Genomic DNA, 12,229 nt, shown 5'->3' with positions numbered 1-12,229 from the left:
TAAGTTGCTGCAATCGTTTTTTTACAATTTAAATATAACATAAGGTGTAAGCATTAACAAGTAAAACAGCGGGTTTTCCCTGCCTATTTTTAACGTTTTTTCCCGGTGCCAATGTTACGCTTGACGCTGAATTTTGTTACAATAGACGGGTTAGAAAAGAATGGGCTGCACTTCCTTTACCGGACCCTGTGCCTGTTCGATACAAATATAAGGATATGCCGGCCCGGCAGATGATGCCCGGCTCTCCAAATAAACGTTCTTATATTTTGGAAAGGAGCTTTACCGTGAGTCTTTTACAGACCTCCACTCCGCTGATGTGGGGAGATAAACGGTTCCATACGTGGAACTACGAAATGCGCGGGGTTATGGATACCAAGGTGTTCAAGGTCATGCTGGACGCGGGCTTTACCTGTCCGAACCGTGACGGTTCAATCGCCAAGGGGGGCTGCACCTTCTGCAGCGCCAGAGGCTCCGGCGATTTCGCCGGCAGCCGCCGCGACGATCTGGTCACCCAGTTTAACAAGGTGCGCGACCGCCAGCACCTGAAATGGCCGAACGCCAAGTATATCGGTTACTTTCAGGCTTATACCAATACGTACGCACCGGTAGAGGAGCTGCGGGAATACTACGAGGTTATTCTGCAGCAGCCTGGAGTAGTCGGCTTGTCCATTGCTACGCGGCCGGACTGTCTGCCGGATGATGTTGTGGAATATCTTGCGGAGCTGAACAAGCGCACCTACCTCTGGATTGAAATGGGACTGCAGACCATTCATAACTCCACTTCAGATCTGATTAACCGTGCGCATGATTCCCAGTGCTATATTGACGCTGTCGCCAAGCTGCGTGCCCACGGCATCCGCGTCTGCACCCATATCATCCACGGGCTTCCCCAGGAAACCCATGAAATGATGCTGGAAACCGTATCTGCTGTAGCCGCCATGGATGTGCAGGGAATCAAGATTCACCTGCTCCATCTCATGCGCAAGACCCCGATGGTCAAGCAGTACGAGGCCGGCCTGCTGCGCTTCCTGGAGCAGGACGAATACGTGAAGCTGATCGTGGACTCGCTGGAGCTGCTTCCGCCGGAGATAATTGTCCACCGCCTGACCGGCGATGCACCGCGCGAGGCCCTGATCGGGCCGCTGTGGAGCCTGAAGAAATGGGAAGTGCTGAACGCAATCGATGCCGAGCTGGTTGCACGTGACAGCTGGCAGGGTAAGTACTGGAGGAAGGGCTGATGGGCTTCCTGTCCGTTCTCAGCTTTGCGCATAAAGTCACGGCGGAGCGCCTGGCCTCCGGCGGCCTCGCCATTGACGCCACCGTGGGCACCGGTGCGGATACGCTGTTTCTCGCGAGGTGCGCAGGGCCGCGCGGCGCAGTGTACGGGTTTGACATCCAGCCTGCGGCGCTTGCGCTTGCGGAGGAGCGCCTGCGGCTGGCCCGGGAGGAAGCGCCGGCTGCGCTTGCTCCCGTCACGCTGCTTGCGCGCAGCCACGCAGCGATGGAAGAGGCCGTGCCGCCGCAGTGGCACGGGGCAGTCTCGGCGGTGATGTTCAACCTCGGCTATCTGCCGTCAGGCGATGCCGATAAGACCATCATCACCGAGACCGGGAGCACGCTGGCTGCGCTGGATGCCGCCCTGACGCTGCTGCGTCCGGGCGGCATCATTACAGCCGTGCTCTACCCCGGCCACGACGGCGGCGAACGTGAAGCCGCCGCCGTGGAAGCGTGGGCGGCGGGCCTGCCGCAGCGCCTGGCGCAGAGCATCATTTACCGCCAGCTGCAGCGGGCCGGCGCGCCATATGTGGTTGCAGTTGAAAAGAAAAAAGGAGCTGAATCGAACGATGGCAGTAAACAAGCTTGAGCACATCGGCATTAAGGTAGCACAGCTTGAGCAGTCCCTTGCGTTCTACCAGGAAGTCATCGGCCTTACCCTGCAGGACACTATCGGGGAACCGGGCGACAGCCTGCGGCTCGCCTTTCTGAGCTTCCCCGGCCAGACCAGCGTGGAAATTGAGCTGATCGAGCGCGTATGGACCGGCCTGCCGGATGAAGGCAAGGTCAGCCATGTCGCCTTCACCGTCACCGGAATTGAGGCTGAGCACAGCCGGATAGCCGCGCTGCAGCTCCCCGGACTGACTGAGATCAGCACGCTGGCTAACGGCAGCCGCTATTTCTTTTTTGACGGGCCGGACGGTGAAAAGCTGGAGTTTTTTGAGTCTACACGCAGCAAATAGAGACAGGTTCAAACCAAACGGAGAGGAAGATACTATAATGACAAAAGCATATCCACTCAAGTTTCAGCCGGAGTTCAAAGAACGCGTGTGGGGCGGCCGCGCCCTGGAGAAATTCGGTCTCGACCTGCCTGAAGGCCATATCGGTGAAGGCTGGATGATCGCTGACCATCCGAATGGCGTATCCACGGTAGTTAACGGCGAGCTGGCCGGCCAGGGCCTGGATCAGATCCGCGAACAATTCGGCAAGGAATGGTTCGGCAGCAAGGGCATCACCGGAGAGGACACCCGGTTCCCGCTGCTGATCAAACTGCTGGACTGCAACGATAACCTGTCCGTCCAGGTACACCCGACAGATGATTACGAGGGATTGCCGAAGGGCGAGCTGGGCAAAACAGAAATGTGGTATGTGCTCGACGCCAAGCCCGGAGCCAAAATCATCTACGGCCTGAAGGAAAATGTCACCCGCGAAAGCCTGCAGGCTGCGCTGGAGAATGGCACCGTAATGGATACCATGCAGGAAATCACCGTTGCCGCGGGAGATGCCTTCTATATTCCGGCAGGTACTGTACACGCCCTCTGTGCCGGAGTCGTTGTGGCTGAAATCCAGCAGAACTCGGACACTACATACCGTATTTACGATTACGACCGCCCGGGTCTTGACGGTAAGCCGCGTGAGCTTCATATTGAGGACTCTCTGAATGTCACCGCTTATGAAGGCGCAGGCGCTACTTCCATGAAGACAGACAGCGCTGTTGCCGGAGAATGGCTGCAAATCGCCTCCTCCCCTTATTTCATCGTGGAAAAAGGGATCGTGAACGGCGAATGGAATCTCGCCACCACCCCGGACAGCTTCACCATTCTGGTCATCTGCGAAGGCAGCGGCCATCTGACCTGGGAAGGCGGCTCCCAGCCTTATGCCGCTGGCGAATGCTACCTGCTGCCGTCTACGCTTGGCGCATACGGGATTGAAGGACACTCCACCGTGCTCCGTTCTTATCTGCCATAAAGCAGGCATCAGCGCGAACAGGTTATGAATGGAACGAATGTGAAAACACACCACCGAGTCTATTTCGGATCTGCCCTCTACTAAGGATGGTTACGTTTAGCTTTTGAAGCAGCCTGGTATGGCATAATCTCGCAGCAGGGTTGATCACTACACTAAGCCTGTGCTTGCGGAATAGGCTCTGTCAGATGCTATCTCCGCGAAGGATTTTCTTCTACAAAACTTTCAGGAGGACATGCAATGAGGGAGAACAGCTTTACCATGACCGACCCTTTAGGTGTCAATATTCATGTCTATGTATGGCTGCCTGAGCCGGAGGCCCCGGTCAGGGGGATCGTGCAGATTGCCCACGGCATGTGCGAGACGGCTGCCCGTTATGCACGCTTCGCCTCGGCACTGACCGCCGCCGGATACGCCGTTTATGCCAATGATCACCGCGGCCACGGCAAAACGGCAGGCAAGGTCAACCTGCTCGGTGACACCGGCGAGAACGGCTTCTACTGGATGCGGCGCGATCTGGTGCAGCTTGCGAATATCGCCCGCTCCCGGCATGAAGGCCGCCCGGTGTTCCTGCTCGCCCACAGCATGGGCTCCTTTCTGGCCCAGAAGCTGATGTGCGAGGAAGGCAGCAATGTGTATGCCGGTTATATCCTCAGCGGCACCAACGGCCCCCGCACCATGCTGAAGGCCGGAGAATCGCTTGCTGCGCTGCAGCTGAGGCTTCAGGGTGAACGCCACCGCAGTGTGCTGCTGAACAGTATCGTATTCGGAGCCTACAACCGCTCCTTTTCGCCGATCCGGACCGCTTTTGACTGGCTGAGCAGTGATTCGCAGGAAGTGGACCGCTTCATCGCCGACCCGTTCTGCGGGGCCATCTGCACCACCCGCTTCTTCCGCGATTTTTTTCGGCTGCTGCGTGATATTCACTCTCAGGAAACGCTGCTCAAGCTCTGCAAGGATAAGCCCGTCTATCTGTTCTCCGGCGCCAAAGACCCGGTAGGCATGAACGGCCAGGGTGTGCTGCGCCTGGCTGAACTCTACAAGGAGCAAGGCCTCAGTGATGTGGAATACCGCCTGTACCCGGAAGGACGGCATGAAATGCTGAACGAGGTCAACCACGAGGAAGTCACCGCAGATGTGCTGGATTGGCTGGTGCGTCACCTTCCCGCTGAGTCACTTCTGCTTCAGCCGGCGGCAACCTGAACGCCTTGAAGTGAATAGACAAAGAAGCCGTCCCCGCAGCCAGGGACGGCTTTTGTTGTGCGCTGCTGTTCGCTGGCCACACTGAATCTACCCGACATATTCTTTTCACCTGAACACTATTGTGGTCAGTCCCACTGTTTTCCGTCGCCTTACTACAGGAAAAGTAAAGATTCCCCGTTCCGTTAGAGGTGTGGAGAATAGCGAGTGGTCAGTGGTGAGTGGCGCATGGCAACCTGCTACATAGCGGTGTAGGGAGGGGTGCCAGGTAAGTCGCTTATTAGTCACACCGTCTCCTTAGCTAACTGCATATGCCAACCCCGTCAGTCTAATCTCTAACGGACCCAGATGACCTTATTTGCTGATTTTTGACACACTTCCGGCTCTAACGGACTCAGACGCACTAATTTAGGCTGATTAGCACCAATCCGTGGAGTTTTGCCTGTGATAAGGTCATCTCAGTCCGTTACAGCTTCAAATCCCCCCTATTGCGGGAAAATAAAGGCTGCTCGGTCCGTTAGCCGCCCTGCCTGCTATAAGAACAAATGCGACTAGGGACTTGAGGCAGCTGTTCAGCCCGAAGGATCTTTCCAAGGGATAATCTGCAGCTCCGGCCACTTGGAGTGCCATTTCTCTGCCTTACTGTGATATACCGCCTCACTAATCAGCGCCTTATTGGGTCTTATAGTCAGGCTGTATAAATCCTCCAGACCGAAGGGTGCGTAGATCCGCCATTCTCCGGACGGCTCAAGCCTGGCTCCAAGTGAGGTTACTGATGTCGGCCAGCTGTCTATGGCTGCTTCCAGGCTGGAGTATGGCTGAAGCCTGATTCCGAATTTGTTCTCGTACCACAGATGGACGCGGGCCTGATTCTTAATATCCAGCGGAACGGGAACCCCGTTAAACTGCCTCCGCCCCTCAGCTATCTGTGCACTCTCCGTCTCAAAGCTTAGATCCGCCGGATCGAAATAAACCAGATCAATATCGCTGATCCCATACTCTGCCGGGCGTCCGGTCAGCTGGTTCCACACAGTCTGTACAAGACAGCCTGCACCGACGTAATACGGCAGAGGCTCCAGAAACCGTGCCCTGCGGAAAACTTCCATCAGCAGCGGGCTCTCCGAGAACAGTCCGGTCAGACGTTCACGATACAGCTGCTCTTGTAAATCCGCCCCGTACACTTGCAGTGAAGCCCGCAACCTGTCAGTCACCTCTGCACCTCTCCCTGTACCTAACTCAACGGCAAAGCATAATACTGTGCACGCTGGCTCTCATCCTGCTGATACAGCACAACCAGCAGAGTGCTGCCGCCCGTCTGCGCCGGGGCTTCAGCAACGGCAGCAGAAGGCTGGCTGCCCAAGCTTCCGGCAATCCCCGCCGCTGCATTAAAGGCCGCTGCAATTCCGGAGTTCTCCGGCTGTGATATAGCAGCAGCCACACCGCTATTATCAGCAGCCTCGCCTGCTGATGCAGGTGAAACTAACTGTACTGCATCCGCCCGCAACCCGCTGATAGATTCAAGCACGCTCCCCAGCCGGAACGGAAGCACCTCAAGCACCATGAACTTCTGCAGCTCACGCTCACTGTATCCTGCTTCCGCCAGTGCTGCCGAGACCCGCTCCGGATGAGCGGCAATCTCTTTCATATGGCGCGCCCACTCCGGCTTGTCCAGCGCGTTGTCCCACCAGATTTTGCGCGGCTTGTACTTGTGGCCCAGGAAGTAATCCAGCTTCATCAGCCCTGTTATAATCTCCATCCCAAGCGTACCGCTGTCAGTCAGGAAGGCATGCAGCCGGGTAAACAGATCCTCAAGCTGATGCCCGATCTTCTGCCAGCCCCGCTCCTCCCAGTAATCGCCAAATTCCTGGAAGAAATCAAACGGCGACTCAAAAACATGGCGGATCAGATACTTAACGGTATGATCCAGCCGGTGGCTGTTCCAGTATTTCTCCAGCACATCCTCCAGCCGCTTCAGCCGGATAATATCGGCAAAGGACATCACATGCGAGCTGAGAATCTCATAAGGTGCATGCTCCATGTACGTATAGTCGTATTTGGCAGCCTGGGCGCGCAGGCCGGTGCCGCGGAGCATTTTGAGAAAGCCCAGCTGCAGCTCCTCCGGCTCCATCACGAACACATCGTTAAAGGTCTTGCGGAAGGTCGCGTAATCCTCCTGCGGCAGGCCGGCGATCAGATCCAGATGCTGGTCGATGTTGCCGCTGGCTTTGATTTTCATCACGGTACGGGACAGCTTGGTGAAATTCTGGCGGCGCTTGACCAGCTCGTTCGTCTCGTCATTGGTCGACTGCACGCCGATTTCGAAGCGGAAGATTCCCGGCGGCGCATTCTCGGACAGAAAATCCAGCACCTCCGGCCGCATAATATCCGCCGTAATCTCGAACTGGAACACACAGCCCTGATGGTTGTCGATCAGGAACTGGAACATCTCCATCGCATAGCTGCGGTTGATGTTGAAGGTGCGGTCAAGGAACTTGATAACCTTGGCTCCGTTGTTGATCAGATAGAGCAGATCCGACTTCACCCGCTCAATATCGTAATAGCGTACGCCGACCTCAATACTAGATAAGCAGAACTGGCAGTTGAACGGGCAGCCCCGGCTGGTCTCAAAATAAACGATCCGCTTGCTGAGATCCGGCAGATCATCGGCGAACCGGTGCGGTGTCGGCAGGGTATTGAGATCGCTTTTGGGACGCGGAGGGTTGACAATCAGCTCCTCGCCTTTGCGGTAAGCAGCCCCGTAGACAAAATGGAACTTGCGCTCATCGCGCAGCTCCTGCAGCAGGTGGTGGAAGGTCTCCTCCCCGTCCCCGTTAACCACAAAATCCACTCCCGGCTCGCGCTTCATCCAGTAGAGCGGCTCGTAGGATACCTCCGGCCCACCCAGGACAATCTTAACTTCCGGCAGCACCTGTTTGAGGATACCGACCAGCTTAATGGTCTCTTCAATGTTCCATATATAACAGGAAAATCCGATCACGTCGGGCTTCTTCTGGAATAAGTCGGACACGATATTCATCGCAGGATCCTTGATGGTATATTCAGCCAGCATAATATCCGGGAATTCATGCTCACTGTATGCCTTTAGCAGGCGGATGGCCAGCGAGGTGTGGATATATTTGGCGTTTAATGTAGCCAGGACGATTCTCATGCCTTATAACCTTCTTTACATTTCATTTTGAAAAAACTCCAGAAACGGCTTGCCGTATTTCCGGTACTTCACTTCCCCGACACCCTTCACCCTCAGCATCTCCGCTTCCGTCTGCGGACAAACCACACTCATCTCGCGCAGGGTCGCATCATTAAAAATAATGTAGGACGGCACATGCTCGCGTCCCGCCAGGTCGCGGCGGATCAGGCGCAGCTGCTCGAACACCGTCTCGTTGACTGCAGACGGTGAATGATCGTAGCCCCGGCTGCGGCTCCGCCCGGAGCCGGCCCCGCCGGTAACCAGCGGCCGGGCAACCCGCTGCTGCACCTGACGCTGGCCGCGCAGCACCTCGGCTGCCTGCGGCTGCAGCCGTACGACCGGATACTGGCCTTCCGAGAGGGCCAGATACCCCTCCGAGATCAGCACATTGATGCTCTCGGTAATTTCCTTCTCTGTGCGGCTTGACATCGCCCCGTGGGTCGGCAGCTGCTCGAAGCCGTACTGCAGCACCTTCTGATTGCGGGAGCCCTTCAGCACCGAGGCGACCAGCGCCACCCCGAAGCGCTCCCGCATCCGGTGGATGCAGGAGAAAATCTTCTGTGCATCCACGGTCATATCAACCAGCTCGCGCTCATCCGTGCAGTTGCTGCAGATCCCGCACAGCTTGTCTTCATCATCTTCACCGAAATAAGCAAGCTGGGCGCTGCGCAGGCAGCGGGTCGTATAACAGTAATCGATCATCTGCTGCAGCTTGCGGTATTCATTGGCTTTACGCTCAGGGTCCTGCGGGTTCTGCTCAATCAGGAACTTCTGGGTCATAATGTCCTGCGCGCTGAACAGCAGGATACACTCGCTCGGCTCCCCGTCCCGGCCGGCGCGTCCGGCCTCCTGGACATAAGCCTCCATATTCTTCGGCATATTGTAGTGGATTACGTAGCGCACGTTGGATTTGTCGATTCCCATACCGAACGCATTGGTCGCCACCATGACACGGATGTCGTCATACAGGAACCCTTCCTGGCTGTCCGCCCGCTCCTGGTCGCTCATCCCGGCATGGTAACGTCCGGCGGCGATCCCTGAAGCCTGCAGCCGCTGGTACAGGTCATCGACCTCCTTGCGGGTCGCGGCATACACAATCCCCGGCTGGTGTGAATGGCTGGCGGTATAGTCAAGCACGTATTCGCGCTTGTTCTCCCCGCGCAGTACCGACATCGCCAGGTTATCCCGGCCGAGGCCGGTCATGAACACGCCCGGCTGGCGCAGGCGGAGCAGCCGGACCATGTCCTCCATAACCTCCGGCGTTGCCGTCGCCGTAAAGGCGGCGAGAATCGGCCGCTGCGGCAGCTCCTCTACGAACGGCGCCACCGCCAGATAGCTGGTACGGAAATCATGCCCCCACTGGGAAACGCAGTGGGCTTCATCCACAGCCACGCAGGAAATAGAAAGGCCCGCCATTTCCAGGCGGAACCAGTCCAGCTCCAGCCGTTCAGGGGCAACATAGAGCAGCTTCAGCTCACCCCGGCGTGCAGCACGGATCCGCTCGTTCACTTCCTTGCCGCTCAGGGTGCTGTTAATATATGCGGCCGGGATACCGGCCGTAGTCAGGGCGTCCACCTGATCCTTCATCAATGAGATCAGCGGTGAAATGACCAGGGTCAGCCCCGGCATCAGCAGCGCCGGAACCTGGTAACAGATCGATTTCCCCCCGCCGGTCGGCATGATGCCCAGGGTGTCGCCGCCTTCCAGCAGGTGCTGCACGATTTTTTTCTGGCCTTCCCGGAAGTCCGGATAGCCGTAATATTTCTGCAGTTCAGCCTGCGCCTGTTCCATAGTAGGTGCTTGCATTTTCATCGCTATCATAACTCCTAAAAGTTTTGTGAGAATTGACTTTCTTGTATCGCTTCATACGAGTAATATCCTCTTACGAAAGCATCGGTTTGAGTCATTCTCTCTTTAGTTTACCGGGCAAACGGCCAATGAGCAACCGCAGGTTACCATCCAATTTACTCATGATGCAACTCCCCAATGTACGCAAATATTCGCAGCTAAACTATTTATATAAAGAAAAAGGGGAGGGCTGGAATAATCCATCCTTCCCCTACCGGGTCACACAACTCATGCCTGAACTCACAACTGTATTAACATGCGCTAAACAATTCCCAATACAGCATGATTGGAATCATTGGAATTCCAATAATCGCAATACCACTCCACCGTGTTTCTGATTCCTTCTTCAAGAGAAGTTTCTGCAGACCAATTGAGCATCAATTTTGCTTTTTCCGGTGACAGGTGCTGGTGCAGGATTTCACTGTTTTTTTGATGCTCGTACAGTGGTTCAATGTGTTCAAGATTCATCGCACGCTGAATGATTTCAATTACTTGTTTTATGTCCCACAGCTTGCCTGTGCCAAAATTGAAATCGTCACCCTTACCTTCTTTATCTATAAAATGATACATAGCCATATAAGCGGCGATCAAATCTTTAATATACAAAAAATCTCTCATATAAATCCCGTTTGAAGGGATTCTAATAACGGGAGGCCGTTTTGCATACAGCCGTTGTACGGTACCGGGAATCAAGCGGCGATAATTCAAGTCGCCACCCCCATAAATATTACCGAAACGGCCTATCGCTATAGGCAAATTAAAACTATGTCTATAACTTTGAGAAATAAGATCGGAACAAGCCTTAGATACATCGTAGGGGTTTTTGCCTTGAATAGGCATATCTTCATAATAGGGGAGGATGGGACTGTCACCGTATACCTTGTCACTGGACGCAACGATTATTTTCGATACCTGGTCTTGATGAACACGGCAAGCCTCCAATATATTATAGGTGCCCTTTACATTGGTTTCAAAAGTTTGCCAGGGGATTTGGTAGGCCAAATCTTGAAGGGAAACAGCAGCGAGGTGAAAGACAGTGTTTATTTTTCCGTCCGTAATTGCACGTTCAATCAGATTGTAATCGGTAATATACCCGTAATAGCATCGGATCTCTTTGTCCAATCCCAGCTTTGCAAACGGGCTTCGCGGGTTGAACTCGCTAATGATAGTGGTTACTTCAGCACCTTGATCAACGAGGTGACGAGCTAGCCAGGCGCCTATAAATCCGGAAGCCCCTGTTACTAAAGCACGGCAATCAGATAAAGAGCGTTGCATTATCAAAACCTCCTAAGTGTTTTAGATAAGGCTGCGACTAAGGTTGGATTATCCATTTTGGACGATGATATACCTTTTACTAAATAATTACAATATTTTTTTCGTGAAACAACCAGTAATCGCTGTATCATATGGTGTTCTCATCGAAATACGAAACAAAGTGTGGAAAATCCCACATTTCAGGATTGACCACAACATTCTATATCTACGTCCCCGTTTATTCCCGGAAAATGGCGGTAACGGAAGGATACGCTGATGCGGGTCCTTATCTGTCGCGGTTATTCTACAGCACGGCGGCGGTTCCGTAGTATTTCTGCAGCGGCCGTGGTATATTGAGGAGTATTCTATTACAGGACGGAGAATGTGCGTATGAACACAAGAAGAAATCCCAAGGAAGCGTCCAGACGGGGCGCCAAGCCCGGTGCCTCCTCCCAGGCAAAACCAGAGTCAAAACCGGGTGCAAGAACCCGTTCCAATAAACCCGGCGGCAAGCCTGGTCCGACCAGAGCAAAGGCTGCGCCTCCGGTCAAAAGCTATACCGTAAAAGAACCTGCCGAGCTCCTGCCGTTTCTGCTGGACACGCTCAGCGGGCGCGGGCGCAATTCTGTTAAGTCTCTGCTGTCCCACGGGCAGGTATCCGTGGACGGCAAGGCCGTTACGAAGCATAACTATCCGCTGCAGCCGGGCCAGACCGTAGCCATCGACCTGGAAAAGCAGGTACAGGCCAAGGAGATGGCCGGACTGACCATCGTCCATGAGGATGATGATCTGATTGTCATCCAGAAGGATGCCGGACTGCTGTCGATCGCCACCGGTGATGAAAATGAACAGACGGCATACCGCCAGCTGATGGAGCATGTACGCCTCGCCAATCCGCGTAACCGTATATTTGTGGTGCACCGGCTGGACCGCGACACCTCCGGTGTCATGATGTTCGCCAAAAGCGAAGCGGTGCAGCAGAAGCTGCAGAACAATTGGAAGGACATGGTCAAGGAACGTTCATACGTGGCGCTTGTGGAAGGAGCCGTCAAAAAAGCCGAAGGCACCATCAGCTCCTGGCTGAAGGAAACCTCCACGCTCAAAATGTACTCGAGTCCGCATGAAGGCGACGGCCAGCATGCTGTGACCCATTATAAGCTGATCCAGGCGAACCGCCACTTCTCCCTGCTGGAGGTACACCTTGAGACCGGACGCAAAAATCAGATCCGTGTCCACATGGCCGACATCGGCCACCCGATCGCCGGAGACAAGAAATACGGCGCTGAAACCAAGGCCGTCGGCCGGCTCGGCCTGCATGCCCGGGTACTCTCCTTCGTGCACCCGACAACAGGCGACCTGCTGACCTTCGAGAGTCCGATCCCGAAGACATTCCTGAAGTACACCGCGCCTGCTCCGGCGAACTAAGGGTGCCGGCGGAAGACTCTGAACCGGCTGGAGGCTGAGCATGAATAAGCCGGG

The 12,229-nt window shown here is 55.0% G+C and carries 10 protein-coding genes; 6 read left to right on the top strand and 4 right to left on the bottom strand.

Translation table 11 applies throughout. The features are described 5' to 3' along the window. The first annotated feature begins 314 nt into the window (after positions 1-314). The 5 genes from mnmL (at position 315) to AC4G46_RS06725 (ending at position 4,443) form a co-directional block, all read left to right on the top strand. Entirely contained in the window at positions 315-1,238 is a 924-nt protein-coding gene (gene mnmL, locus AC4G46_RS06745; protein WP_491128807.1) for a tRNA modification radical SAM protein MnmL/YtqA, read from the top strand. Further along, positions 1,238-1,864 (top strand): tRNA 5-(aminomethyl)-2-thiouridylate-methyltransferase MnmM, encoded by a 627-nt coding sequence (gene mnmM, locus AC4G46_RS06740; protein WP_491127246.1) that lies wholly within the window; start codon positions 1,238-1,240, stop codon positions 1,862-1,864. The genes mnmL and mnmM overlap by 1 nt, the downstream gene beginning before the upstream one ends. Next, entirely contained in the window at positions 1,845-2,237 is a 393-nt protein-coding gene (locus AC4G46_RS06735) for a VOC family protein (protein WP_491127245.1), read from the top strand. The genes mnmM and AC4G46_RS06735 overlap by 20 nt, the downstream gene beginning before the upstream one ends. A 37-nt stretch (positions 2,238-2,274) precedes the next feature. Continuing rightward, positions 2,275-3,243, top strand: coding sequence for a type I phosphomannose isomerase catalytic subunit (locus AC4G46_RS06730; protein ID WP_491127244.1), 969 nt, complete (start codon positions 2,275-2,277; stop codon positions 3,241-3,243). Positions 3,244-3,480: 237 nt separating this feature from the next. Further along, complete coding sequence (locus AC4G46_RS06725; RefSeq protein WP_491127243.1) at positions 3,481-4,443, top strand: alpha/beta hydrolase; 963 nt, start codon at positions 3,481-3,483, stop codon at positions 4,441-4,443. A gap of 569 nt (positions 4,444-5,012) precedes the next feature. On the opposite strand, the gene AC4G46_RS06720 is transcribed toward AC4G46_RS06725, so the two are convergent. From AC4G46_RS06720 to AC4G46_RS06705, 4 genes are all read right to left on the bottom strand, one after another. Further along, positions 5,013-5,651 carry a nucleotidyltransferase family protein gene (locus AC4G46_RS06720; protein ID WP_491127242.1) on the bottom strand — a complete coding sequence of 213 codons (639 nt, stop codon included), beginning with the start codon at positions 5,649-5,651 and terminating at the stop codon, positions 5,013-5,015. Positions 5,652-5,671: 20 nt separating this feature from the next. Continuing rightward, a complete protein-coding gene (locus tag AC4G46_RS06715; protein WP_491127241.1) occupies positions 5,672-7,609 on the bottom strand; it encodes a B12-binding domain-containing radical SAM protein in 1,938 nt (645 codons plus the stop codon). 15 nt (positions 7,610-7,624) lie between these two features. Continuing rightward, entirely contained in the window at positions 7,625-9,460 is a 1,836-nt protein-coding gene (recQ, locus tag AC4G46_RS06710) for a DNA helicase RecQ (protein ID WP_491127240.1), read from the bottom strand. Between the two features lie 297 nt (positions 9,461-9,757). Further along, positions 9,758-10,771: a GDP-mannose 4,6-dehydratase gene (locus AC4G46_RS06705; RefSeq protein ID WP_491127239.1), complete on the bottom strand. Its 1,014-nt coding sequence runs from the start codon at positions 10,769-10,771 to the stop codon at positions 9,758-9,760. A gap of 369 nt (positions 10,772-11,140) precedes the next feature. On the opposite strand from AC4G46_RS06705, the gene AC4G46_RS06700 reads away from it, so the two are divergent. After that, positions 11,141-12,175 (top strand): RluA family pseudouridine synthase, encoded by a 1,035-nt coding sequence (locus AC4G46_RS06700; protein ID WP_491127238.1) that lies wholly within the window; start codon positions 11,141-11,143, stop codon positions 12,173-12,175. Positions 12,176-12,229: the final 54 nt, after the last annotated feature.

This window comes from Paenibacillus sp. fava2, from assembly GCF_058313675.1.
Note: the sequence above shows the minus strand (reverse complement) of the source record. Positions and strands in the feature narration are given on the sequence as shown.

What these genes read in the sequence shown, in the direction of transcription:
- AC4G46_RS06735 (WP_491127245.1), top strand. Translation starts at nt 1,845, where the DNA reads ATGGCAGTAAACAAGCTTGAGCACATCGGCATTAAGGTAGCACAGCTT.
- AC4G46_RS06730 (WP_491127244.1), top strand. Translation starts at nt 2,275, where the DNA reads ATGACAAAAGCATATCCACTCAAGTTTCAGCCGGAGTTCAAAGAACGC.
- AC4G46_RS06715 (WP_491127241.1), bottom strand. Translation starts at nt 7,609, where the DNA reads ATGAGAATCGTCCTGGCTACATTAAACGCCAAATATATCCACACCTCG.
- mnmM (WP_491127246.1), top strand. Translation starts at nt 1,238, where the DNA reads ATGGGCTTCCTGTCCGTTCTCAGCTTTGCGCATAAAGTCACGGCGGAG.
- recQ (WP_491127240.1), bottom strand. Translation starts at nt 9,460, where the DNA reads ATGAAAATGCAAGCACCTACTATGGAACAGGCGCAGGCTGAACTGCAG.
- AC4G46_RS06705 (WP_491127239.1), bottom strand. Translation starts at nt 10,771, where the DNA reads ATGCAACGCTCTTTATCTGATTGCCGTGCTTTAGTAACAGGGGCTTCC.
- AC4G46_RS06725 (WP_491127243.1), top strand. Translation starts at nt 3,481, where the DNA reads ATGAGGGAGAACAGCTTTACCATGACCGACCCTTTAGGTGTCAATATT.
- mnmL (WP_491128807.1), top strand. Translation starts at nt 315, where the DNA reads ATGTGGGGAGATAAACGGTTCCATACGTGGAACTACGAAATGCGCGGG.
- AC4G46_RS06700 (WP_491127238.1), top strand. Translation starts at nt 11,141, where the DNA reads ATGAACACAAGAAGAAATCCCAAGGAAGCGTCCAGACGGGGCGCCAAG.